At 70.4% G+C, this 22,352-nt stretch carries 21 protein-coding genes and 1 riboswitch; of the genes, 12 read left to right on the plus strand and 9 right to left on the minus strand.

The genetic code is table 11. The features are described 5' to 3' along the window. Nucleotide 1: 1 nt before the first annotated feature. From ACFYWY_RS12895 to ACFYWY_RS12910, 4 genes are all read right to left on the minus strand, one after another. Nucleotides 2-1,342, minus strand: a complete 1,341-nt coding sequence (locus tag ACFYWY_RS12895; protein ID WP_389184148.1) for a 6-phospho-beta-glucosidase — start codon at nucleotides 1,340-1,342, stop codon at nucleotides 2-4. Further along, nucleotides 1,339-2,088: a DeoR/GlpR family DNA-binding transcription regulator gene (locus ACFYWY_RS12900; protein WP_389184151.1), complete on the minus strand. Its 750-nt coding sequence runs from the start codon at nucleotides 2,086-2,088 to the stop codon at nucleotides 1,339-1,341. Before ACFYWY_RS12900 ends, ACFYWY_RS12895 begins: the two co-directional genes overlap by 4 nt. Before the next feature lie 102 nt (nucleotides 2,089-2,190). Beyond that, nucleotides 2,191-2,778 carry a putative glycolipid-binding domain-containing protein gene (locus ACFYWY_RS12905; protein WP_389184154.1) on the minus strand — a complete coding sequence of 196 codons (588 nt, stop codon included), beginning with the start codon at nucleotides 2,776-2,778 and terminating at the stop codon, nucleotides 2,191-2,193. 24 nt (nucleotides 2,779-2,802) lie between these two features. Beyond that, entirely contained in the window at nucleotides 2,803-3,759 is a 957-nt protein-coding gene (locus tag ACFYWY_RS12910) for a LysR family transcriptional regulator (protein ID WP_389184157.1), read from the minus strand. Between the two features lie 79 nt (nucleotides 3,760-3,838). Here ACFYWY_RS12910 and ACFYWY_RS12915 point away from each other — a divergent pair, with 79 nt between their 5' ends. From ACFYWY_RS12915 to metE, 3 genes are all read left to right on the plus strand, one after another. Continuing rightward, entirely contained in the window at nucleotides 3,839-4,534 is a 696-nt protein-coding gene (locus tag ACFYWY_RS12915) for a type 1 glutamine amidotransferase domain-containing protein (RefSeq protein WP_389184160.1), read from the plus strand. A 159-nt stretch (nucleotides 4,535-4,693) separates the two neighbouring features. Further along, nucleotides 4,694-5,914 carry a DUF2993 domain-containing protein gene (locus ACFYWY_RS12920; RefSeq protein WP_389184163.1) on the plus strand — a complete coding sequence of 407 codons (1,221 nt, stop codon included), beginning with the start codon at nucleotides 4,694-4,696 and terminating at the stop codon, nucleotides 5,912-5,914. A gap of 66 nt (nucleotides 5,915-5,980) precedes the next feature. Then, a riboswitch (cobalamin riboswitch) is annotated at nucleotides 5,981-6,211 on the plus strand. Nucleotides 6,212-6,363: 152 nt separating this feature from the next. Then, the gene (gene metE / locus ACFYWY_RS12925; RefSeq protein WP_389184166.1) at nucleotides 6,364-8,673 is read left to right on the plus strand and encodes a 5-methyltetrahydropteroyltriglutamate--homocysteine S-methyltransferase; all 2,310 of its coding nucleotides are present in this window, start codon (nucleotides 6,364-6,366) and stop codon (nucleotides 8,671-8,673) included. Between the two features lie 103 nt (nucleotides 8,674-8,776). Here metE and meaB read toward each other — a convergent pair whose 3' ends face one another. Genes meaB through mutA form a run of 3 tightly spaced genes read right to left on the minus strand, consistent with a single transcriptional unit; the run spans nucleotide 8,777 to nucleotide 13,861 of the window. Beyond that, nucleotides 8,777-9,763, minus strand: coding sequence for a methylmalonyl Co-A mutase-associated GTPase MeaB (gene meaB / locus ACFYWY_RS12930; RefSeq protein ID WP_389184169.1), 987 nt, complete (start codon nucleotides 9,761-9,763; stop codon nucleotides 8,777-8,779). A 13-nt stretch (nucleotides 9,764-9,776) separates the two neighbouring features. Continuing rightward, the gene (scpA, locus tag ACFYWY_RS12935; RefSeq protein WP_389184172.1) at nucleotides 9,777-11,981 is read right to left on the minus strand and encodes a methylmalonyl-CoA mutase; all 2,205 of its coding nucleotides are present in this window, start codon (nucleotides 11,979-11,981) and stop codon (nucleotides 9,777-9,779) included. Beyond that, nucleotides 11,981-13,861, minus strand: a complete 1,881-nt coding sequence (mutA, locus tag ACFYWY_RS12940; protein WP_389184175.1) for a methylmalonyl-CoA mutase small subunit — start codon at nucleotides 13,859-13,861, stop codon at nucleotides 11,981-11,983. Before mutA ends, scpA begins: the two co-directional genes overlap by 1 nt. 218 nt (nucleotides 13,862-14,079) lie before the next feature. On the opposite strand from mutA, the gene ACFYWY_RS12945 reads away from it, so the two are divergent. Together ACFYWY_RS12945 and ACFYWY_RS12950 are read left to right on the plus strand one after the other, a co-directional pair. Continuing rightward, nucleotides 14,080-14,469, plus strand: a complete 390-nt coding sequence (locus ACFYWY_RS12945) for a MerR family transcriptional regulator (protein ID WP_389184177.1) — start codon at nucleotides 14,080-14,082, stop codon at nucleotides 14,467-14,469. 90 nt (nucleotides 14,470-14,559) lie between these two features. Next, a complete protein-coding gene (locus ACFYWY_RS12950; protein ID WP_389184441.1) occupies nucleotides 14,560-14,925 on the plus strand; it encodes a VOC family protein in 366 nt (121 codons plus the stop codon). A gap of 74 nt (nucleotides 14,926-14,999) precedes the next feature. On the opposite strand, the gene ACFYWY_RS12955 is transcribed toward ACFYWY_RS12950, so the two are convergent. Beyond that, complete coding sequence (locus ACFYWY_RS12955) at nucleotides 15,000-15,341, minus strand: nuclear transport factor 2 family protein (protein ID WP_389184180.1); 342 nt, start codon at nucleotides 15,339-15,341, stop codon at nucleotides 15,000-15,002. Nucleotides 15,342-15,437: 96 nt separating this feature from the next. On the opposite strand from ACFYWY_RS12955, the gene ACFYWY_RS12960 reads away from it, so the two are divergent. The 4 genes from ACFYWY_RS12960 to ACFYWY_RS12975 all read left to right on the plus strand — a co-directional run bounded on the left by ACFYWY_RS12960 (nucleotide 15,438) and on the right by ACFYWY_RS12975 (nucleotide 16,995). Further along, complete coding sequence (locus tag ACFYWY_RS12960) at nucleotides 15,438-15,941, plus strand: DUF6629 family protein (protein ID WP_389184444.1); 504 nt, start codon at nucleotides 15,438-15,440, stop codon at nucleotides 15,939-15,941. A 328-nt stretch (nucleotides 15,942-16,269) separates the two neighbouring features. After that, nucleotides 16,270-16,443: a hypothetical protein gene (locus tag ACFYWY_RS12965; RefSeq protein ID WP_389184183.1), complete on the plus strand. Its 174-nt coding sequence runs from the start codon at nucleotides 16,270-16,272 to the stop codon at nucleotides 16,441-16,443. A gap of 55 nt (nucleotides 16,444-16,498) precedes the next feature. Then, a complete protein-coding gene (locus tag ACFYWY_RS12970; protein ID WP_389184186.1) occupies nucleotides 16,499-16,744 on the plus strand; it encodes a WhiB family transcriptional regulator in 246 nt (81 codons plus the stop codon). A gap of 77 nt (nucleotides 16,745-16,821) precedes the next feature. Further along, the gene (locus ACFYWY_RS12975; protein ID WP_389184189.1) at nucleotides 16,822-16,995 is read left to right on the plus strand and encodes a CsbD family protein; all 174 of its coding nucleotides are present in this window, start codon (nucleotides 16,822-16,824) and stop codon (nucleotides 16,993-16,995) included. 178 nt (nucleotides 16,996-17,173) lie between these two features. Here the strand turns inward: ACFYWY_RS12975 and ACFYWY_RS12980 are convergent, their stop codons facing one another. Beyond that, nucleotides 17,174-18,145: an NADP-dependent oxidoreductase gene (locus ACFYWY_RS12980; RefSeq protein ID WP_389184192.1), complete on the minus strand. Its 972-nt coding sequence runs from the start codon at nucleotides 18,143-18,145 to the stop codon at nucleotides 17,174-17,176. 158 nt (nucleotides 18,146-18,303) lie between these two features. Here ACFYWY_RS12980 and ACFYWY_RS12985 point away from each other — a divergent pair, with 158 nt between their 5' ends. The 3 genes from ACFYWY_RS12985 to ACFYWY_RS12995 all read left to right on the plus strand — a co-directional run bounded on the left by ACFYWY_RS12985 (nucleotide 18,304) and on the right by ACFYWY_RS12995 (nucleotide 22,350). After that, complete coding sequence (locus ACFYWY_RS12985; protein ID WP_389184195.1) at nucleotides 18,304-18,690, plus strand: winged helix-turn-helix transcriptional regulator; 387 nt, start codon at nucleotides 18,304-18,306, stop codon at nucleotides 18,688-18,690. 133 nt (nucleotides 18,691-18,823) lie between these two features. After that, nucleotides 18,824-20,812: a hypothetical protein gene (locus tag ACFYWY_RS12990; protein ID WP_389184197.1), complete on the plus strand. Its 1,989-nt coding sequence runs from the start codon at nucleotides 18,824-18,826 to the stop codon at nucleotides 20,810-20,812. Further along, complete coding sequence (locus ACFYWY_RS12995; protein WP_389184200.1) at nucleotides 20,809-22,350, plus strand: hypothetical protein; 1,542 nt, start codon at nucleotides 20,809-20,811, stop codon at nucleotides 22,348-22,350. The genes ACFYWY_RS12990 and ACFYWY_RS12995 overlap by 4 nt, the downstream gene beginning before the upstream one ends. Nucleotides 22,351-22,352: the final 2 nt, after the last annotated feature.

Consider the following 22,352-nt stretch of genomic DNA (forward strand, 5'->3'; position numbering starts at 1 on the left):
CCTACCTCAGATACGCGAGCGCGGGGTGGACGCTGGTGTAGCCGTCGACGAGACGGCGGGCCACGGTCACTGAATCGATGAGGGGGTGCAGGGCGAAGGCCTTCACCGCCGTCGCACGCGAGCCGCTGTCGGCCGCCGCCAGGACCTCGCGCTCGACGGCCTTGACGGCGCAGACCAGTCCGGTGGCGTGCAGCGGCAGCGGGGACACGGAGAGGGGGTGCGCGCCGTTCGCGTCGACGAAGCAGGGCACTTCGACGACCGCTTCCTCGTCCAGTACGGAAAGGGTCGTGCGATTACGGACGTTGAGGATGAGCGTCGTGCGCTGGTTGTGCGCGATGGCCCGCATCAGGGCGAGGGCGACCTGCTCGTATCCACCGGACTCCAGGTCGCAGGCGTCTCGCTCGCCGGCCCCCGCGGCCTCGCGGTTGTGCGCCATGTAGGTCGCCTCGCGCTCGGCTCGGGTACGGTCCCAGGTCGCCAGCGCCGGGGCGTCGGGCCGCCGCATCTCCGCGTAGAACCGGGCCTGTTGCTCATGGAGGAAGGCCCCGCGGGTCTGCTTCGCCTCCTGGTAGGCGCGTACCGCCTCGCGGTTGAAGTAGTAGTAGTGCAGGTATTCGTTGGGGATCGCGCCGAGGGAGCGGAGCCAGTCGGGGCCGAAGAGCTTGCCCTCCTCGAAGGAGCCGAGCAGCTCGGGGTCGGCGAGCAGCCGGGGCAGTTCGTCACGGCCCTCGATGCGCAGGCCGCGCAGCCAGCCGAGGTGGTTGAGGCCCGCATAGTCGATCCAGGCGCTGTCGGGGTCCGCGCCCAGCGCGCGGGCGACGCGCCGGCCGAGGCCCACCGGCGAGTCGCAGATGCCGATGACGCGGTCGCCCAGGTGTCGGGCCATGGCCTCGGTCACCAGACCGGCCGGATTGGTGAAGTTGATGACCCAGGCGTCGGGGGCGAGCCGGGCGACCCGGCGCGCGATGTCGACGGCGACCGGGACGGTGCGCAGTCCGTACGCGATGCCGCCCGCGCCGACGGTCTCCTGGCCCAGCACGTCCTCGGCCAGGGCGATGCGTTCGTCGGCCGCGCGGCCCTCGAGGCCGCCGACGCGGATCGCGGAGAACACGAAGTCGGCGCCGCGCAGCGCCTCGTCGAGGTCGGTGGTGACGGTGACCGGCGGGGCGTCCGGCACGCCTTCCGCCTGGTCGGCGAGGACGCGCGCGATCGCGGCCAGCCGTCCGGCGTCCAGGTCGTGAAGGGTCACGTGGGTGATTCGGCCCTCGGCGTGATCGCCGAGCAGGGCGCCGTACACCAGCGGGAGTCTGAAGCCGCCGCCGCCGAGGATCGTGAGCCTCATACCTCAACCACCTTCACTCCTGCCTCGTCGAACGCCGTGCTGGTCGCCGGGTCCGCGGGCGCGTTGGTCACCACTGTGTCGAGGGCCCCCGGGCCGCACACCTTCGCCATGCCGGTGCCGGGGAACTTGCCCGCGTCGGCGAGGAGTACCACCGAGTCCGCGGCCGCGATCATCGCCCGCTTCACCGGGACCTCGATCACCGTGGTGTCCATGACCTGGCCGTCGGGGCGGATGCCGCTCGTGCCCAGGAACAGCCAGTCCGCGTGCAGCTGGCGGAGGTTGTCCTCGGTGAGGAAGCCGACCAGGGAGCGGTACTCCCGCCGGACCATCCCGCCGAGCAGAATCAGCTCGATCCCGGTGTCGTCCGCCAGCTCCTCGTACACCACCAGATTGCTGGTGATCACGGTCAGTCTGCGACCGTGCAGCTGCCGGGCCAGGCGGTAGGCGGTGGTGCCGATGTCGAGGAGGACGGACTGCCCCTCCTCGATCATGGCCGCGGCCCGGACCGCTATCGCGTCCTTCTCCGGGACCCTGATCTCGGCGACCTCTGCGAAGGGTTGATCGCCCTCCTCGACCGACGCTCCCCCGTGGACCCGCGTGAGAAGGCCCTCCTCCGCCAGCTTGACCAGGTCGCGCCGGACGGTCGCGGGGCTCACGCCGAGCTGGCCGGACAGGTCGGTTACGGCTGCGGGGCCGCCTGATCGCAGGGCCCGCAGGATGAGTTGATGTCGTCGCTCAGCCAGCACACCGGGAACGCTACTCGTCAATCTCAAGCATTTCTATGCATTCTTGTGCTCAACTCTTGCCCAATTCTGCGCGCCGCGCGCACGATCCTGTGCACACCGGCCCTACGGCCGCGGCCGTCCCGGATTCCACGAAAGCCGGCGAGCCAAGCCCGGGTAGTCGATGACGAGCCCGTCCTCGTCGAACTCCACATCGCTGCGGTAGTCGCCCGACGCGAACCGGACGCGCGCGCCGCGTTCGGTACGCCTCAGATGGGTGTAGGTCTGCGGTGACGCGTGCACGGTCAGGTCCGGCACCGAGACCCAGGCCATCAGGAAACTCCGTTCACCGGGTGCCAGATGGAGTCCGTGCCGCAGTACCGGCATGGTGTTGGTGAGTGGGCAGAGAGCGAGGTCGCAGTCGAGCGCGCCGTCGACGTCGGGCAGCGGCTCCCCGTCCGCGGTCCACCGGCCGTGACCGTCGTGCCGCAGCTGGAGTTCGTGCGAACCCGTGGCGGTCGCGGCGTGGACCCGCAGTTCACGGGTGAGGTAGTCGTCGCCGGTTTCGAGCTCGTAGGAGATCCAGTGCGGATGGGGCACGGTTGCGACGGCGCGCCCACGGGCCTGCAGGGTCGTGCCGCGGAGCTCGATCCAGGAGGTCTCGTATCCCTGGCTCTCCGTGACTTCCCAGGTGATGACGTGAGAACTGACCATGCCTCACCCTACGAGCCGGAGTACTCACCAGGCGGGAGCCTCGCGCAGCAGACGGTCGCGGACCAGTGCCAGGTGCGGGTTGTCCGACGCGCCCGGGCGCTGGACGAGATAGCCGGTGTTGATGGGCGGGTCGTCGGGCGTGAGCAGCTGCACCAGCGTGCCGGCGGCCAGTTCGTGCTGGCAGAGATAGCGGGGGAGCACCGTGATCCCGGCCCCGGCGGCGACCGCCGACAGCACTCCGCGCAGATCGGGGACGGTCACAGCGGCCTGGCCGGTCAGCCGGGTGCCGAAGACATGGCGCCAGTAACGGCGGGCGATGGGCAGATCCTCTGCGTACGCCACGAGAGGGACGCCGCGCAGGGCGGCGGGGCCCTCGGCCGCGATCCGGTCCTGGCCGATCCGCTGCGCCCACTGCGCTGAAGCAACCAGGACGAACTCCTCGTCCGTCAGTGGTACGGCGGTCAGGGAGCGGCCGCGAGGGCGGGTGGTGGCGATCACCAGATCGCTGTGGCCGGCACGCAGGCCGTCGAGGAGTTCGTCGGTGAGGCCGGTGGTGACGCGGAGGCGTACGCCCTGCTCGACAAGGGGCGCGAGAGCGGGCAGCGCGCGCGTGCAGAGGAGCTCGGCGGGGCCTGCCAGATGGACCGGATCGACCGGGCCGCTCTCGCCGGCCTGACCACGGACGGCGACGGCGACGAGGGCGTCCAGCGGGTCGGCGATCTGGGCTGCCAGGTCGTCGGCGACCGGGGTGGGGGCGACTCCACGGGGGAGGCGGCCGAAGAGTTCGCGCCCGAGCTGCCGCTCGAGGGAGCGGATCTGAGTGGTGACCGTCGGCTGGGACAGGCCGAGCAGACGGGCGGCCGCGGTGAACGAGCCGGTGCGGTGCACGGCGAGGAAGGTCCGCAGCAGGGTCAGATCGAGCGGCCCGTTCTGGGTCGGACCCTGTATTCCCGACGATCCATTGGATTCCCTATGGGTCATGATGGATAGCCTATTGGATCCCAATGGCTCATCGGTCTACGTTCGAGGCATCAGTGACCTTTTGACGGAGAGATGTGAGATGGCGAAGATCCTTTTCGTGGTGACCGGCGCGGACCACTGGACCCTGGCCGACGGCACCCGGCACCCCAGCGGCTTCTGGGCGGAGGAGGTCGTGGCTCCCTACCGCGCCTTCACCGAGGCGGGGCACGACATCGCCGTCGCCACGCCGGGTGGTGTCGTACCCACCGTGGACAGGGCGAGCCTCGCGCCCGAGGTGAACGGAGGCAAGGAGAACGCCGACGCGATCGCCGCCGAGCTGTCCTCGATCGCCGCCCTGCAGCGACCGCTGAAGCTGGAGGAGGCCGACCTGGCCGACTACGCCGCGGTCTTCTACCCCGGTGGCCACGGCCCGATGGAGGACCTGGCCGTCAACCCGGACTCCGGCAGGCTGCTCACCGCCGCCCTGGAATCCGGCAAGCCGCTCGGCGTGGTCTGCCACGGTCCGGCCGCGCTGCTCGCCGCCGAGCGGGAGGACGGCTCCTGGCCGTTCGCCGACTACCGGCTGACGGGTTTCACCAACGCGGAGGAGACGCAGGCGGGCTTGGCGGACAAGGCGAAGTGGCTGCTCCAGGACCGGCTCGTCGAGCTCGGCGCGGACTTCCAGGAAGGCGAGCCGTGGGCTCCGAAGGTGGTCGTGGACCGCAACCTGGTCACCGGCCAGAACCCCGCTTCGTCCGCCCCGCTCGCCGCCGAGATCCTCAAGGTCTTGAGCTGAGGCGCTGACTCGGGCCCGGCCGGCGGGTCGCCCGGGCCCGAGCAGGCGGCGGATCGCCCGGGCCCGGCAGGCGGCGGGTCGCCGGAATTTTGGCTCAAACCATTACGTACACACCGTAGGACTTGCGTTCGAGGGTGGCTCACATGGTGGGATGAGCCGATGCGACCCCCCACACGCATATCAGCGCATTCACGCAATCCGTACGAAGAACTCGCCCAGTTGGCGGACCCGGAACCCGATTACGCCGACTACGTCCCACCCGACCCGCTGGAGCTCGGGCTCACCTCGGACCTCGACGACGAGGACGACTGGTCACCGCCCAACCACCGCGGGCAGAGCCGTCTTTCGGCCCTGCCCGCGGTGGTGAAGCTGACCGTCGCGGCACTCCTGTGCACCGTCTGTCTGCTCCTCACCGACCGGCTCGCGGAGGCGTACGCGCAGAGCAAGGCGGCGGACAAGCTCCAGCAGTCGCTCTCACTCGCCACCAGGCCGGACGTGGACATCCACGGCTTCCCCTTCCTCACCCAGCTCATCGACGAGCGGATCGACCAGGTCGACGTCACCGTGCCGGACGTCTCCGCCGACCGCGTCTCGCTCGCCGAAGTGCGGGCCACCGCCAAGGACGTACGCATCGTCGGCGACGCGCCGACCTCGATCAAGGGCGCCGTCATCGGCAACCTCGACGGCGAGGTGCTGCTCTCCTTCGACGACCTCAACCGCGAACTGGGCGCCTCACAGCTCCGGTTCACCGGCACCGGTGCCGACGGGATACGCGTGAACGGCGAACTCGCCGTCGCCGGACAGGAACTGCACGTACGCGCCCGTGCGCACATCCGGCGCGACAACGGCCGGGCCCTCACCACCACCCTCGACGGCATGCAGCTCGACATTCCCCGCGTCGCCACCTACCGGCCCGGCAAGGACCCGGATCATTCGGGACTGCGGCTGCACCGCGAGGCGGCCGAGCGGATCAGCCGCGAAGCGGCCCGCGCGAAGGCAATGCTGGCGGTGCCCGCCATCGTGGACCGGCTCGGCGTGCCCAAGGAGCAGGTGCGCCGGGCGCTGCGGAGCGAGGAGGAACTCCACCGCCTCACCGGAGCACCGAAGTTCGTCGAGCGGCTGATGAAAGTCAATCTCGTCGATGTGGTGATCGCGCATCCACAGCTGCTGGAGAAAGCGGGCATCGACCCCGCCCTGGTCAAGGGACTGCTCGCGGTCAGGCCGCCGGAGCTCTCGGAGCGGCTCTCCCTCTCCTTCGAGCTGCCCGACTCGCTCAGCGAGCTGCGGCTGCGCGACATCACCGTGGAGCGCGACGGCATCAGGGCCCGGGTGGCCGGATCCGGCCTGAGCGTCGGGGACGCCGCCCGGCCGGGGAAGTGAACCGGACCGGAAGCTGAGGGCACACCCCCGCAGGGGCGGGGGTGTGCCCCGCGAGCGGCAGCGCCTAGGCTGGGTCTCGCAGTTGGTTCGCCCTGCCCGCCAGGCAGGCGCGTCGCAAGAGGGAATCCGGTGGAAATCCGGAACTGCCCCGCAGCGGTGAGTGGGAACGACCGCCGTCATACGCACTGGATCCGGCACCGGATCCGGGAAGCGACGGCCAGTAGGTGCCTTCGTACGACACGTACGAGGAAGGCGTGCCCGCAAGTCCGAAGACCTGCCACTGCCCGTGCGCGACCGACGTGCGCGGAGATCTCGGTGACCTCGTGGGCGGGTCGGCGGTACGGGCAGCACAGGGCACAGGCGTGCCGGTGGCTGCTCCGGTTGCCGTTCCTTCGCGTTCCACGATCCGCTCCGGGGTCGCCTGACGAGTACTCGCGAAGGAGAGTTCCGTGACCAGCACATCCTCAGCAGCGGGAGCCAGGGCCACCGTCTACGGTTATCCGCGCCAGGGCCCCGACCGGGAACTGAAGAAGGCCATCGAGGGCTACTGGAAGGGCCGCGTCAGCGCCGAAGCCCTCCGGGAGAGCGCCGCTCAACTGCGCCGCGCCAACTGGCAGCAGCTCGCCGACGCCGGCATCCATGAAGTGCCCACCGGAGACTTCTCGTACTACGACCACGTCCTGGACACCACCGTCATGGTCGGCGCCATTCCCGCGCGCCACCGTGCGGCCGTGGAGGCAGGCGCGCTCGACGGCTACTTCGCCATGGCCCGCGGGACCCAGGACGTCGCGCCCCTGGAAATGACCAAGTGGTTCGACACCAACTACCACTACCTCGTGCCCGAACTCGGCCCCGACACCGTCTTCAGCACCGACTCCGCCAAGCAGGTCGCCGAGCTGAAGGAGGCCCTCGCCCTCGGGCACACCGCCCGCCCGGTGCTCGTCGGCCCCATCACCTATCTGCTGCTCGCCAAGCCCGCACCGGGCGTCCTCGCCGACTTCGAACCGCTCACCCTGCTGGACCGGCTGCTTGTGGTGTACGCCGAGGTGCTCTCAGATCTGCGGGCCGCGGGCGCGCAGTGGGTGCAGCTCGACGAGCCGGCCCTGGTCCAGGACCAGCCGCGGGCCGTGCTGAACGCCGCGGCCCGCGCCTACCGGGAGCTGGGCGGGCTCACCGACCGGCCCCAACTCCTGGTCGCCTCCTACTTCGACCGGCTGGGCGACGCCCTCCCCGTACTGGCCAAGGCGCCGGTCGACGGACTCGCCCTCGACTTCACCGGGCCTGCCGCCGCCAACCTCGGCGACCTCGCCGCCGTCGGCGGCCTGCCCGGCAAGCGGCTCGTCGCCGGAGTCGTCGACGGCCGCAACGTATGGATCAACGACCTCGAAAAGTCGAGGGCCACACTCGCCACCCTGCTCGGGTTCGCCGACCGGGTGGATGTGGCGGCGTCCTGCTCCCTGCTGCATGTGCCCCTCGACGCGGCCGCGGAACGGGGCGTGGACACGCAGGTCGCGCGCTGGCTGGCCTTCGCCCGTCAGAAGACGGCCGAGGTGGTCACCCTGGCCCGCGGACTGACCGAGGGCGCCGGCAGCATCGCCGCCCAACTCGCCGCCAACCGGGCCGACCTGCGCTCTCGCGCCACCTCCGCGCTCACCCACGACCCCGCCGTACGGGCCCGCTGCGCACAAGTCACCGAGGCCGACGCCCGGCGCAGCCTCCCGTACAGCGAGCGTGCCGCCGCTCAGCGCTCGCGCCTCGGCCTGCCCCTCCTTCCCACGACCACGATCGGTTCGTTCCCGCAGACCACCGAGCTGCGCACCGCGCGTGCTGAGCTGAGGTCCGGGCGCATCGACACGGAGGGGTACGAGAAGCGGATCGAGGCCGAGATCCGTGAGGTCATCTCCTTCCAGGAGAAGGCCGACATCGACGTCCTGGTGCACGGCGAGCCCGAACGCAACGACATGGTGCAGTACTTCGCCGAGCAGCTCAGCGGCTACCTCGCCACCCGGCACGGCTGGGTCCAGTCGTACGGCACCCGCTATGTCCGGCCGCCGATCCTGGCCGGCGACATCTCCCGGCCCGACCCGATGACCGTCCGCTGGACCCGGTACGCCCAGTCGCTCACCGGCCGCCCCGTCAAGGGCATGCTCACCGGGCCCGTCACCATGCTCGCCTGGTCCTTCGTCCGCGACGACCAGCCGCTCGCCGACACCGCACGGCAGGTCGCCCTCGCGCTGCGCGACGAGGTGAACGACCTGGAGGCCGCCGGATCGTCGGTCATCCAGGTGGACGAACCGGCGCTGCGTGAGACGCTGCCACTGCGCAGGGCCGGTCACGAGGCCTATCTGGCCTGGGCGACACAGGCGTTCCGCCTCACCACCGGCGGCGTCCGTCCCGATACCCAGATCCATACACATATGTGCTACGCGGAGTTCGGCGACATCCTCCAGGCCATCGACGACCTCGACGCGGATGTCATCAGCCTGGAGGCCGCCCGCTCCCATATGCAGGTCGCCGACGAACTCGCCACCGCCGGGTATCCCCGCGAGGTGGGCCCCGGCGTCTACGACATCCACTCGCCGCGGGTGCCCAGCACTGAGGAGGCAACCGCACTGCTGCGCAAGGGACTTGACGCCATTCCCGCCGAGCGGCTGTGGGTCAACCCCGACTGCGGTCTGAAGACCCGCGGCTGGCCCGAGGTGCGCACGTCGCTGGAGCATCTGGTGGCCGCGGCCCGCGAGGTCAGGGCCGGGCTGTAATTCAGCCTCTCCGGCGATTGAGGTGGGGGTCCCCCCACGCCCGCCAGGGCGTAGGGGGAGGGATCTGGGGCGGAGCCCCGTTGAGGGACTCGCGCGGACCCCGCTACCGCCGCTGGAACGCCTCCAGGATGCGCTCGGCGGCCAGCGTCGCCGTCAACTCCCCGTTCCGCACCTGCTGTTCGAGACCGGGCGCGAGCGCCCGTACCTCGGGATGGCCGCGCAGCCGGTCCCGCAGCTCGTCGTGGACCATCGCCCACGCCCAGTCGATCTGCTGGTCACGGCGCTTGGCGTCGAGCCTGCCCGTCGAGTCGAGGAGCGCCCGGTGCTGCTCGAGACGCTCCCAGAGCGTGTCGAGGCCGGTGCCCTCGCGGGCACTGCAGGACAGGACCGGGGGAGTCCACGCCGCGTCGGCGGGGTGCATCAGCCGTAGCGCACCGGCCAGTTCACGGGCCGCCGAGCGGGCGTCGCGCTCGTGCGGCCCGTCCGCCTTGTTCACCGCGATGACGTCGGCCAGCTCCAGCACACCCTTCTTGATGCCCTGGAGCTGGTCGCCGGTTCGGGCCAGGCTGAGCAGCAGAAAGGAGTCCACCATGTTGGCCACGGCCGTCTCCGACTGGCCGACGCCGACGGTCTCCACGAGCACCACGTCATAGCCCGCGGCCTCCATCACGATGATGGTCTCGCGGGTCGCCTTGGCCACTCCACCCAGCGTGCCCGAGGTGGGCGAAGGCCGCACAAAGGCAGCCGGATCCACCGCGAGCCGTTCCATCCGGGTCTTGTCACCCAGGATGGAGCCGCCCGTACGGGTGGAGGACGGATCGACGGCAAGGACCGCGACCCGGTGGCCGAGGCCGGTGAGCATGGTGCCGAGAGCGTCGATGAAGGTGGACTTGCCGACGCCCGGCACACCACTGATACCCACCCGCCGTGCCGTACCGGAGTACGGCAGCAGCTCGGTCAGCAGCCGCTGGGCCAGCACCCGGTGATCGGCGCGGGTGGACTCGACGAGCGTGATGGCGCGAGCGATGTACGCCCGCGACCCCTCACGCACGCCCTTGACATAGCTGTCGATGTCGAGCGTGGGACGCATCCGGGGCACAGTCCTACAACTCGTGGCCGAGCGAGGCGCCCAGCGTCTTCACCAGGTCCCGCGCGGCATCCGGGATCACCGTGCCGGGCGGGAAGACCGCGGCGGCTCCGGCCTCGTGAAGCGTCTGGACGTCCTGGGGCGGAATCACCCCGCCCACCACGATCATGATGTCTTCCCGTCCCTCGGCGGCCAGTTGCTCCTTGAGCGCCGGTACGAGAGTGAGATGCCCGGCGGCCAGCGAGGAGACGCCGACGATGTGGACGTCCGCCTCGACCGCCTGGCGGGCCACCTCTTCCGGCGTCTGGAACAGCGGGCCGACATCCACGTCGAAGCCCAGGTCGGCGAAGGCTGTGGCGATCACCTTCTGGCCGCGGTCATGGCCGTCCTGGCCCATCTTGGCGACCAGGATGCGCGGTCGGCGGCCCTCGGCCTGCTCGAACTCCTCGACCAAGGTGCGGGTCTGCTCCACCGCGGGTGACGTCCCTGCCTCGTTCCGGTACACACCGGAGATCGTACGGATCTGCCCCGAGTGCCGCCCGTACACCTTCTCCAGGGCGTCGGAAATCTCACCGACGGTCGCCATCGCGCGCGCCGCGTTCACCGCGAGCGCCAGCAGATTGCCCTCCAGACCGGCGCCGCCCGGGCCCGCCTGAGCGGCGGCGGTCAGTGCGCGCAGCGAATCCTGGCAGGCGTTCTCGTCGCGCTCCGCCCGCAGCCGCCGCAGCTTCTCGATCTGCTGGGTGCGCACCGAGGAGTTGTCGACCTTGTGCACATCGATCTGCTCGTCGGTCTCGACGCGGTACTTGTTCACGCCGATGACGGGCTGACGGCCGGAGTCGATGCGGGCCTGCGTACGCGCCGCGGCCTCCTCGACGCGCAGCTTCGGGATACCGGCGTCGATGGCCTGCGCCATGCCCCCGGCCGCCTCGACCTCCTCGATGTGCTGCCACGCGCGCCGCGCGAGGTCGTGCGTGAGCTTCTCGACGTACGCGCTGCCGCCCCAGGGGTCGATGACCCGGCAGGTCCCGGACTCCTGCTGGAGCAGCAGCTGGGTGTTGCGGGCGATGCGCGCCGAGAAGTCGGTGGGCAGGGCCAGCGCCTCGTCCAGGGCGTTGGTGTGCAGCGACTGGGTGTGCCCCTGGGTGGCGGCCATCGCCTCCACGCAGGTGCGGGTGACGTTGTTGAAGACGTCCTGTGCGGTCAGCGACCAGCCCGAGGTCTGGCAGTGGGTGCGCAGCGAGAGCGACTTGGGGTTCTGCGGGTCGAACTTCTTCACCAGCTTCGCCCACAGCAGCCGTGCGGCCCGGAGCTTGGCGATCTCCATGAAGAAGTTCATGCCGATCGCCCAGAAGAACGAAAGCCGCGGCGCGAAGGCGTCCACGTCCATCCCCGCGCCGATGCCCGCCCGCAGATACTCCATGCCGTCGGCGAGCGTGTACGCCAGCTCCAGATCGGCCGTCGCTCCGGCCTCCTGGATGTGATAGCCGGAGATGGAGATGGAGTTGTAGCGGGGCATCTTCTGCGAGGTGTAGGAGAAGATGTCCGAGATGATCCGCATCGAGGGACCGGGCGGATAGATATAGGTGTTGCGGACCATGAACTCCTTGAGGATGTCGTTCTGGATGGTCCCGGCCAGCTTCTCGGGCGGTACGCCCTGCTCCTCGGCGGCCACGATGTACAGCGCCAGCACCGGCAGCACGGCGCCGTTCATCGTCATCGACACACTCATCTTGTCCAGCGGAATGCCGTCGAAGAGCTGCCGCATGTCGTAGATCGAGTCGATGGCCACACCGGCCATGCCGACATCGCCCGTCACCCGAGGATGGTCGCTGTCGTAGCCACGGTGGGTCGGCAGATCGAAGGCGACCGACAGACCCTTCTGCCCGGCGGCGAGGTTGCGCCGGTAGAAGGCGTTGGACTCCTCGGCAGTGGAGAACCCGGCGTACTGCCTGATCGTCCAGGGCTGGTTGACGTACATCGTCGGGTACGGGCCGCGCAGATACGGCGCGATGCCCGGATATGTGCCGAGGAAGTCGAGGCCTGCCAGATCCTGCCCTGTGTACAGCGGCTTGACGGGAATGCCCTCGGGCGTCTCCCATACGAGGTCGCTGTCGTCCTTGCCGGTGCTCTCCTTGACGGCGGTACGCCACTGGTCCTCGAGGACCTCCGACGTGTCGCCGGGCCCGAGCTCGATTCCTGAGAAGTCCGGGATCCGCATCACGCCACTCCGATCCGGTCGAGGGCGGAGGTGAGGACGGCGACCGCGTCGCCGCCCGCGACGACGAACTCGTCGACTCCGGCCCGTACATACGTCTCGCGCTGCTCGCCGGGACGGCCCGCGAGGAACACCCGCAGCGCGCCGGCCGCCTTGAGCGCCTGGGCCACCGGCGCGGCCTGCTCGGCGTAGAGGGCGTCGCTGGAGCAGATGCACGCCACGGTCGCCCCGCTGCCGGTGAATGCCTCGGCGACCGAGGCCGCGTCGACGGTGACCGGGTCGTGTACCGCCTCGATGCCGCCCGCCTGGAAGAGGTTGGCGGCGAAGGAGGCGCGTGCGGTGTGCGCGGCCGCCGGGCCGAGGGCCGCGAGGAAGACGCGCGGCCGCGCGCCGGTTGCGACCAGATGCGCCTCCGAGCGGGCCCGCAGAGCTTCGAAGTCCTCGTCGCGGCGCACCTTCGGCAGTCCGCCACGGGGCGGGGCGGGCGCGGGGTCGCGCTCGACCGGAGCCTGGGCGAGCAGCGGGAACTCGCTGACGCCGGTGACCGGTTCGCGCCGCTTGGCCAGGTTCTTCCTGCGGCTGTCCCAGGTGGCGCCGAGCCGCTCGGAGATCAGACCGCCGCGCAGCGCGGCCCCCTGGCCCCCGGCGCGCTCGATCTCCTGGAACCAGGCCCAGGCCGCGTGCGCCAGCTCGTCGGTGAGCTGCTCCACGTACCAGGAGCCGCCCGCCGGGTCGATGACCCGGCCCACATGTGACTCTTCGACCAGGATCGTCGAGGTGTTACGGGCGATGCGGCGGGCGAAGCCGTCCGGCAGCCCGAGGGCGTGGTCGAAGGGCAGCACGGTCACGGCGTCGGCGCCGCCGACGCCCGCGGCGAGCGAGGCGACCGTGGTGCGCAGCATGTTCACCCAGGGGTCGCGCCGCGTCATCATCACCGGGGAGGTCACCGCGTGCTGGCGCTGTGCTCCGGCGGCCGGATCCGCACCACAGGCCTCGGCGACGCGGGCCCACACCCGTCGGGCGGCGCGCAGTTTCGCGATCGTCAGGAACTGGTCGGCGGTGGCCGCGTACCGGAACTCCAGCTGGCCGCAGGCCTCTTCGATGCTCAGCCCGCCTTCGCCGAGCGCCCGCAGATAGGCGACCCCGGTCGCCAGCGAGCAGCCCAGCTCCTGTGCAGCCGATCCGCCGGCCTCGTGGTAGGGCAGCGCGTCGACGGTCAGCGCCCGCAGCGCCGGCCACTCGCGTGCGCACAGCGCCGCCGTCGCGACCGCGTCTGAGGGGTCGAGGACCTCGCCGGTCCGGGCCTCGTAGCCCAGCGGATCTGCGCCGAGGTTTCCGCGTGCCGACTGCCTGGGCACGCCCCTCTCCTCGTAGAGTCGCAGCAACTCCCGGGCGGCGGCGCCGAATTCGGCCCCCGCGTCGAGGGCGACGGACGCGAGGTCGAGATAGACGCCCTCCAGTGCCTTGGCGAGTCCGGAGACGGGAACCCCGGCCGGGCCGACGGACAGCCAGAGCGAGGTGACCCCGTTCTCCAGGTCCGCGAGCACGGCTTCGTTCGTACGCACCGGATCCGGCCGGTCGTGGCGCTGGCGTACGTCCCAGCCGGAGACAGCGCCGCCTTCGGGCCTGCCGCCCCTGGTGAAGGGCGCGAAGCCCGGATACCCGGCGCTGTCCGCGCCGTTGTGTGCCGTGTCCGCGGTGTACAGAGGGCGGGTGGTGAGCCCGTCCTCGATGGACGTGGACAGCAGATCGTCGGCCGCCGTGTCCGGGGCGTCCTTGCCTGCCTTGCGCAGCACGCCGGCCACCAGCCGCTGCCACTGATCGTGGGTCGCATCCGGGAATTCGGCGGCCAGGGAAAACCCGTCATCGGGGAGGACCGTCATGCTCAGATGCTAGGTCAAGCCCACAAAGGTGCAGCAGAGGAAAGGGCTGTGACCTTGCACTCTCCGAGCGGCACTTGATCCTTACGGCGTGATGGCCTATCCAGCCGGAGACCGGTTCCCCTACCGCGCGGGAGCGGCGGCGCGGCGGGTCGGGAACCGGTGCGGTCGACATGCGACCATGGTGAAACCTTCACATCAATGTGAAGGCAAGGAGAGCCATGAAGATCGGCGAACTGTCCCGGCGCACCGGCATCCCCACCAGGATGCTGCGCTACTACGAGGAGCAGGATCTGCTGCACCCGGAGCGGGCCGAGAACGGCTACCGCCGGTATGACGCGTCCGCCCTCTACCGGGTCCAGCAGATTCGCGGGCTGCTCGACTCCGGGCTGACCACGGAGATCATCCGGAGGATCCTGCCCTTTCTGACCGAGCCGGACGAGATCCACGTCCACCCGGAATGCCTGACGCCGGACACGGCGGCGCTGCTGCAGGGCGAAGCGGACCGGATCCAGCAGCGGATCGACTGCCTGGCGCGCAACCGCGACGCGATCCTCGCCTGTCTCTCGGCGGTCCGGCCCGGCACCGCGCCCCCGTCCGGGCAGGTGTGACCTGGCTGGGTGCAGCGGTGCGGGGGCGGCCGTACGGTGGGATCGTCAGCCCTGGGACGGACACTCTCCGTACGGAAGGCGGAAACCGCGATGGCCGGTGAGATCTCCTTCTTCGAACTGGGCGTGGACGACTTCGAAGCGGCCCGCACCTTCTACGGCGGTCTGTTCGGCTGGACCTTCGAGCCGGGCCCGACCGAGGGCGGCGGCTATGCGATCCAGACGCCGAACGTCCCCGGCGGAGTGCACGGCGGCGACTCGGGCGCGAGCCCGTACGTCTTCTTCAAGGTCGACGACATGACGGCCGCGCTCGACCGGGTCCGTGAACTCGGCGGCACGGTCGACGACTTCGACATGGGTGACGACGACGAGACGATCGCCCGCTTCGGCCGCTTCAAGCTCTGTCACGACGACCAGGGCTCACCCTTCGGCCTGCACGAGCCTCCCAGGGGCGGCTGACTACGCGTCGAGGGTGGCGGGCACGGGCGGCGTGGCCGGAGACCACCCGGGTCAAGACGTCCCGGGCGCGGCCCTCACGCCCCGGGGACACGGCCCCCGAAGAAGACCTGGGTCTCGGTGATCCGGCCGTCCCTGACGGTGCTCAGCTCGACGTTGCGATAGCGCTCGCCGGTCTTCAGTTCGTACTCGTACGCGATGAAGACGCCGTCGCCCGAGGCAGGGACGGCCTCGATGATCTGCTGGGACCGGAAGCGGTCCGCCGTGGGGAAGCAGCGTTCGAAGAACGCGGCTCTGTCGATGTGGTCGTCCTGAGGACTGGTGAACACGAAGTCCTCCGCGATCAGCCGGTCCGCGGTCTCGCGGTCCTGGGCGATGTAACTCTCCAGGCAGGCACGGACGACATTCACGTTCCGCATGGCTGCGTTTCCTCCCGGTCCTGGCGGCGGACCCGTTCCGTTCAGGGATCCGTACGCCCTGTTGGGATATAGCTTGACCGACCCTCATTTTCCGTCATCGAGTCCGTCGTGTGGCGGTCGGGCGGCGGGGCGGGTCCCGCCACCCTGGCATGGGCCTTGATCGCTCTGCCCCTGCTGCCGGTATGGGTGCCGTTCGCCGTGCTGCTCGCCGCGCCGCCGCGCGTCCGGCGCCGACTGGCCGTTCCGGCCGCCGCCGGGCTCGCCACCGCCGCCGTCCTCGCGTACTGCCTCGCCACCCGGACCGTGACGGCGGACATCCGCGGTCACACCCTCGGGTATGTCCTGGACCTGCCGCAATCCCCGCTGATCATCGTGGGCTATCTGCTGGCCACCGTCGGCGCCCTGCTGCTCGGCGGCGATCCGGTGCTGCGGCTGCTCGGAGCCCTCGCCGGGACGGGGGCGGTTCTCTGCGCGGTGCTGTGGCGGATGGAATTCGTCTCCACCTGGTGCGCCCTCGCCGCCGTGGCGTCGGTCGTCATACTCGGCTGGGCACGACGGCAGCCGGAGGACAGCGCAAGACTGGTCGGACGACCGACCTGAGGAGCCCCACCGATTCCTGGGGCCGCGACGATGATGCCGGCCGAAGGCGAGGACGGCGACGATGCCCCTGGTTCTGTGCTCCCGCCCGTCGGCAAGTGCCCCCGGGGGCTGGTCGGTTGTGGTCCGCGGCAGGCGTGCGGCCTCCGGGCAGACAGATGGGGAGCGCGTTGGAACGGATCCGGCGGACACCGGAGGCCGCCAATTGCATAACGTGTGGACGCTTCGCCGCCCGGCTCCTATTCCTGTATTCCTGCGGCGGTTTGGCGACTGTCGTACGGGTACCCGAAGCCGGAGACATTCCCGTATACCGGACCGAGGAGGCATTCCCATGAAACCCGGCCGCAGCGCCGGCGTGTGCCTGGTGGTGGAGGGCGAGACGAAGCAGGGCCGGCTGCGCACGTACATCCCGGCCCGCGCGGAACTGGCGGAACTACACGACGGCGGCGGCGAAGTGAGCGACGCCCCGGAACTGGAGAGCAATGTCGTCCGCGGCGAGGACTGATCGCACGGCCTGGGCCCCCACGGACCAAGCTCCGGACAGCCCAGGCCACGAACCCATGGAATGGCTGCGGGAAGCCGCTTGCGCGGACGAGGACCCGGATCTGTTCTTCCCCGTCAGCACCACCGGCTCGGGAGCCGATCAGGTCGACCGGGCCAAGCAGGTGTGCCACCGCTGCCCGGTGCAGGACCGGTGCCTCGACTGGGCGCTGAGGACCGGACAGGGGACCGGTGTGTGGGGCGGCATGGAGCCGTCGGAACGCCGCTGTGTGCGGGGTCGGCGCTCCCGGGCGAGGGTCACGTAAAGTGCCCGATTGCGAACATTGAGTGACGGGCGCAATGTGGATGAGGCAGTGAAACCTCCACGGTGAAAGGAACCGTCATGGGCAAGAGCAAGGCCAAGGCCAAGCAGATGAAGGGCAAGCTCAAGGAGACCGCGGGCAACGCCATGGATGACAAGCGCATGCAGGCCGAAGGCCGCAGCGAGCAGATGATGGGCAAGGCCCAGGAGACCGCGGAGAAGGCCGGCGACCGGATCAAGAAGTCCGGACGGTAGTCGGGCCGGAAGAGCCACGCACGGGCCTCGTTCCTGTGCAGCCGTCCCGACGCTGTCGCGTCCGTACGGCTGCCGGGGCGAGGCCCGTGGGCCGCTCCGGGCCCGGCGGCGGTCGCGTGCTCATCGGCCGCGCCGCGCCGTGGCCCGTCGCCGGTCGGCTGGTACGTCCCGTTTGGTCTCAGTCGGTCACCCGCAGTACGAGCTTGCCGCGGGTGCGGCCTTCCTGGCCCCGGCGGTGCGCATCCGCGGCCTCGTCCAGCGGCAGTACGGCCTCCACCTCGACGCTCACCGCGCCGCTGCCGACCAGGCCGGCGATGCGGGCGAGCGACGCACCGTCCGGCTCCACCAGGTAGGCGCTCGCCCGCAGCCCCTGGGAGCGGGCCGTCTCCAGGAGCTCGGGGGAGACGCCGGACGGCACGGCGATGATCGTGCCGCCGGGGCGCAGCGTCTTGAGCGACCGGGTGCTCGTACCGTCCTGCCCGTCACCGACCAGATCGATCACGACGTCGACGTCGCGCACCGCGTCCTCGAAACGGACGGCGGTGTAGTCGATCAGTTCGTCGGCACCGAGTGAGCGCAGCCAGTCGTGCTTCGTCGCGCGCGCCGTGCCGATGACATGCGCGCCGAGGTGCTTGGCGAACTGCACGGCGAAGTGCCCCACTCCGCCCGCCGCCGCGTGGATCAGCACTCGCTGTCCGGCCTCGACGCGCGCGGCGTCGACGAGCGACTGCCAGGCGGTGAGCGCGGCGAGCGGCATCGCGGCGGCCCGGTCGTGGTCGAGCGCGGTGGGCTTGCGGGCGAACTGGCGCGAGGGTGCGGTCACATACTCGGCGTACGCACCGGCCTGACGCGGGAACCACGGCATGCCGTAGACCTCGTCGCCGACCTCGAGCGTGTGGACGCCGAAGCCGACCTCCTCCACGACGCCGGAGACGTCCCAGCCGAGGATGAACGGCGGCTCTCCCAGAACGCCGGCCATGCCGCCGCCCTCGCGCGTCTTCCAGTCCACCGGGTTCACACCGGCGGAATGCACCCGCACCAGTACCTCGGTGGGCAGCGGCTCGGGCCGTGGCACCTTGGCGAGACGCAGCACTTCGGGGCCGCCAGGGGCGTCCTGGGTGATCGCGCGCATGGTCGGACGGCTGCTCATGTCGGGTCTCCTGGGGTGTATGCCGGGGGCGTGGACGCGCCGCCCGGCCGGTTGATCATCGACACCCGAGAAGCTACCTGTGGGGTAGTGGTAACCCGCAAGGGACACTACTATCCATTGGAAAGTAGTGAGGTCCAGCCGTCGGGAGGCGACTTTTCATGGCCGTTGCGTGTACCACCGGCGAGCACGGGGAGCACGATGTGTACGAAGCGCAGTGTCCCTGCCGCGACGTACTCGACGTGCTGGCCGGCAAGTGGTCGGCACTCGCGATCGGGGCGCTGGAGGAAGGCCCGCAGCGCTTCGGCGCGCTGCAGCGGCGGCTCAAGGGGGTGAGCCCCAAGGTGCTGACCAATACGTTGCGCCGGCTGGAGGCCCATGGCTTCGTCGACCGCACGGTCTACCCGGCCGTACCGCTGCATGTCGAGTACGAACTGACGAGGTTGGGGAGCGGTGTCGCGCAGCCGCTGGGGCAGCTGCGGGCGTGGGTGGAGGACAATCTCGACGGCATACGGTCCACCGGGGTGGAGGAGCCCGCCTGCGGCTGATCGCCTGTCCGCAGTCATTGGACCGGGGCATCCTCAACACCCGCCCCGGCGGCCCCAGGTCGGGTAAATTCCCTCTGTGCACGGGCAGTTGTTCTCAGTGACCTGCAGGGGACCAGGAGACGAGGGGAGCGCCGTGGGCGGGAGACTTTACGGCCAGGGGACGCTGCACGAAGGCTTTGTGCCCCGGCTGGTCGGTCTGCATCAGAGCGACGGGTACCAGATCCCGTTCGCCTATCCGAGGGGCGCGCCCCTCGTCCATCTCGTCGGCGGACGCGGCAGCGGCAAGACCGCGCTGCTGAACGCGGTACAGGACGCGTACAACGAACGCGTCCCACTTGCGCGCGTGGACCTCGCAGCGCCCGGATTCGGCGAGCCGGGCGTCGCCGAACTCAGCGACGACGATGTGCCGAACGCTTCGCACATCACGCATCTGCTGTATCTCCTCGCATACAAACTCGGCTTGGACGTAGGCCATTTCGGCAAACCCATGGCCTTTCCGAGGCTATCGCTCGGCCTGCTGGTGGTGACCGCCTGGCGGCCGCTGAACAGCGACGAAGCCGATGTGCGACCCGCCGACCTGCGGCGCGCCGAAGCTGAACTGGGGGACTTCATCACCGCCGAGGACCCGGATGTGAAGCGCCGCCGTGAGAGCCTCGGCCAGTGGTTCGACGTCGTCTCCCAGAACCTGCCGCAGGTGCTGGAGGTCGTGCCGGGCCTCGCGGGCATCGCCGGCATCGTCCTGGACACCGCCCGCATCCAACTCCTGAAGGGCGAGCCGGACCGCGGCGCGCTGGCCTGGTGGGGCGAGCGGCTGCACCGCTCCCAGGGATATCAAGGAGACTCGCTGCAGCGGCTGTTCCAATTCGTACGAGGCTTCCGGCGGCTCGACGACCGGCGGCGCACCGCCGAGGAGCATCTCGTCGCGGCCCTCCTCGACGACATCGACGGCAACTACGGCCGGCTGAGGCGGCTCAACAGGAAGCCGCGGCCGCTGATGCTCCTCGACAATGCGCACACCGAGGTCGGCCAGACCTTCACCGGGCTGCTCGAATCCGGCTACGCCCCGAGCACGAAGGACCCCACCCGGCCCGTCGTGATCGCCACCCGGCTCGGCAAGGGCGAGGAGTACCCGCCGCTGAGGGCGGTCGCCGGGGGCGCCACCCCCGCGAGCCGCCCGCTCGTGCTCGGTCTCCCCGCCATCGAGCACGGACACATCGGCGAGATGCTCGGCACAGTCGACTACCCCGAGCATCTGCCCCGGCTCGTCGCCCGTTACAGCGGAGGCCGCCCGGCCAGCGCCCGTACGCTCGCCGACGCCGCGATACGCCGCGTCCAGGAAGCAGGCGCCATAGGCACCCGGGAGTTACTGGACGCGGCAGCCCCCGACCTCCTCACGAAACTGCTGCCGCAGCCCGCGATGCGCGACCGTCTCGTGCTGCTGTCCGCCGCGGTCGACGAGGAAACCAGGCGCGGCCTGTGGACCTTCGCCCACCCCGAGGACCACTCCGAAGACCTCGTCGCCGCCCGCGTCCGCGAGGCCGACGAGTACCGCACCCGCGCCTGCCTGGACGGCGACCGGGCGCTCGACCTGCTCTTGCGCCACCGGCTGGCGGCCACCACATCGCACGACAGATGGCGGGACACCCACCTGCGCCTGCGCTCACTGTGCGACCCGAGCGGCACCACGTATCTCCATCACACCCTCGCCCTCGGGCGGGTGGACGAAGTCGTGTGCGGGCTCCACCACCGGTTCACCGCCACGCCCGCACCGCAGTGGCTGGCCGCGCTCAACGACATCTGCTCCGCACCCCATCCGCGCGAGGACTACCGGTCGCCGGACGCCGCCGATGCGTTCTCGTGCACGGCCTGCGGCAGCGAAGGACCAGGACCGCACCACGACGCGGTGAACAGCCTCGTCCCCATCGTGTGGCGGTTGTCCGACCCGCTCACCCTCGCACCGCGCGAGGACGATCTGACCAGCGTGCGCATCGCGCTGGAGACGCTCTACGGCAACAAGACCGCCCACGCCGCCTACCGCGCAGCTTCCGCCGCGTGGCCCGCCCGCCTCAGGGCCGGCGTCCAGGCTCCCGACCTCCCGATCTCGGAAGGGTCCCCGTCATGACGTCCTTCATCAGGCGACTCCCCGGCGGCCCGCTCACCAAGGCGGGTGTCCTCCTCGTCGCCGTGGTGGTGCTCATCGCCGCCGCGTGGACCGGCTACGCGATCTTCGGCCCCGACCCGTCCTGCGGAAAGGGCGTCGAGCGGCGCGGACCCGACGGCGAGCAGGAGTGCACCGGGGTGACCGACGGCAGTTACGCCTTCGCCCCCAACCTCGAAGAGGTCAGCGCCCGGATCAAGGCCGAGAACGATCAGATCAAGGGCGAGTACGTTTCCATCGCCGTCATGCTGCCGATGGCGCCCACCCAGGCCTTCGAACAGCAGAAGACACTGCACGAGGTACAGGGCGCCTACCTCGCGCAGTACCGGGCCAACCACGAATCCAACAGCAAGAAGCCCGCGATCCGGTTGCTGCTCGCCAACCCCGGCCGCAACCACACCCATTGGCGTCCCGTCGCCGAACAGCTCGGCTCCCTCTCCGAGAGCGGCAGCGCGAATCTGCGCGCGGTGATCGGATTCGACGTGAGCACGGCCAGCACTCAGCAGGCCATCGCCTATCTGACGAACGAGCGGCGCATCCCCGTCGTCGGCGGCCCCATCACCGCCGACGACTCCGGCAACAGCAAACACAACCCCGACGCCTACCCGGGCCTCGCCCGTGTCGTCCCCACCACCAGCGACCAGGCCGCCGCGCTGTCCCACTTCAACAAGGACATCAAGCCCGAGAACACCCTGGTCGTCGAGGACATTCGCACAGGCGACAACTACGTGGACGCCCTCAAGCGCGCCTTCGCCAACCGGACCAAGGGCTCACCGCGCGCCCCCGAGCAGTACCGTGCGCCCGACGAATTCCATGACGAAGGCACCACGGCCAACGCCTTCGACCAGATGGTCGACACCATCTGCACCTCGTCCGCCGAGGTCATCTACTTCGCCGGCCGGCCCGTGCAACTGCGGCAGTTCATCAACGAGCTCGGCAACCGCGGCTGCACCGAGAAGAAGTACACCGTCATCACCGGATCCGGAGCCTCCACCCTCTCCTCCGACAAGCGGCTCGAATGGGGCGCCTTCGGCAAGGGCGTGACCCTGCAGTACGCGGCCGTCGCCCACCCCGACGCCTGGAAGGACGCCGGGCCGACCGTCACGGGCGGCTCCGCGGCGGCCTTCCGTACGCTCGAGAGGCTCTCCGCCGACCCGGAGGTCGGTGACATCGGCCCGGTGGAGCTGACCGACTCGCGCACCATCACCTTCTACGACGCCGGCCTCACCGCGATCACCGCCATCCGGATGCGCGACGACGGCGACCCCGTCATCCCCGCGCTCGGCCGCATCAGCGACTCCTGGCTGCGGCTGCACGGCATGGGCAAGGTCGAGGGCGCGAGCGGCTGGATCTGCCTGGACAACTACGGCAACCCCTACAACAAGGCCGTCTCGGTCGTGGAGCTGGCCCCGGACATCCCCGGACGCATCCGCTTCGTCGGCCTCGCCTGGCCGACCGGCAAGCCGACCCCGAAGGACTGCACGGCGCCACGCAGCGAGTGAAC

This window comes from Streptomyces sp. NPDC002870, assembly GCF_042888505.1.
GTDB lineage: Bacteria > Actinomycetota > Actinomycetes > Streptomycetales > Streptomycetaceae > Streptomyces.

Bases quoted from the DNA above. Each gene is read 5' to 3' on its own strand.
- ACFYWY_RS12975 (WP_389184189.1), top strand. From the start codon at position 16,822: ATGGGCAAGAGCAAGGCCAAGGCCAAGCAGATGAAGGGCAAGCTCAAG.
- ACFYWY_RS12895 (WP_389184148.1), bottom strand. From the start codon at position 1,342: ATGAGGCTCACGATCCTCGGCGGCGGCGGCTTCAGACTCCCGCTGGTG.
- ACFYWY_RS12915 (WP_389184160.1), top strand. From the start codon at position 3,839: ATGGCGAAGATCCTTTTCGTGGTGACCGGCGCGGACCACTGGACCCTG.
- ACFYWY_RS12980 (WP_389184192.1), bottom strand. From the start codon at position 18,145: ATGAGCAGCCGTCCGACCATGCGCGCGATCACCCAGGACGCCCCTGGC.
- ACFYWY_RS12910 (WP_389184157.1), bottom strand. From the start codon at position 3,759: ATGACCCATAGGGAATCCAATGGATCGTCGGGAATACAGGGTCCGACC.
- ACFYWY_RS12965 (WP_389184183.1), top strand. From the start codon at position 16,270: ATGAAACCCGGCCGCAGCGCCGGCGTGTGCCTGGTGGTGGAGGGCGAG.
- ACFYWY_RS12905 (WP_389184154.1), bottom strand. From the start codon at position 2,778: ATGGTCAGTTCTCACGTCATCACCTGGGAAGTCACGGAGAGCCAGGGA.
- ACFYWY_RS12945 (WP_389184177.1), top strand. From the start codon at position 14,080: ATGAAGATCGGCGAACTGTCCCGGCGCACCGGCATCCCCACCAGGATG.
- ACFYWY_RS12920 (WP_389184163.1), top strand. From the start codon at position 4,694: ATGCGACCCCCCACACGCATATCAGCGCATTCACGCAATCCGTACGAA.
- ACFYWY_RS12950 (WP_389184441.1), top strand. From the start codon at position 14,560: ATGGCCGGTGAGATCTCCTTCTTCGAACTGGGCGTGGACGACTTCGAA.
- scpA (WP_389184172.1), bottom strand. From the start codon at position 11,981: ATGCGGATCCCGGACTTCTCAGGAATCGAGCTCGGGCCCGGCGACACG.
- mutA (WP_389184175.1), bottom strand. From the start codon at position 13,861: ATGACGGTCCTCCCCGATGACGGGTTTTCCCTGGCCGCCGAATTCCCG.
- ACFYWY_RS12985 (WP_389184195.1), top strand. From the start codon at position 18,304: ATGGCCGTTGCGTGTACCACCGGCGAGCACGGGGAGCACGATGTGTAC.
- ACFYWY_RS12995 (WP_389184200.1), top strand. From the start codon at position 20,809: ATGACGTCCTTCATCAGGCGACTCCCCGGCGGCCCGCTCACCAAGGCG.
- ACFYWY_RS12955 (WP_389184180.1), bottom strand. From the start codon at position 15,341: ATGCGGAACGTGAATGTCGTCCGTGCCTGCCTGGAGAGTTACATCGCC.
- ACFYWY_RS12970 (WP_389184186.1), top strand. From the start codon at position 16,499: ATGGAATGGCTGCGGGAAGCCGCTTGCGCGGACGAGGACCCGGATCTG.
- meaB (WP_389184169.1), bottom strand. From the start codon at position 9,763: ATGCGTCCCACGCTCGACATCGACAGCTATGTCAAGGGCGTGCGTGAG.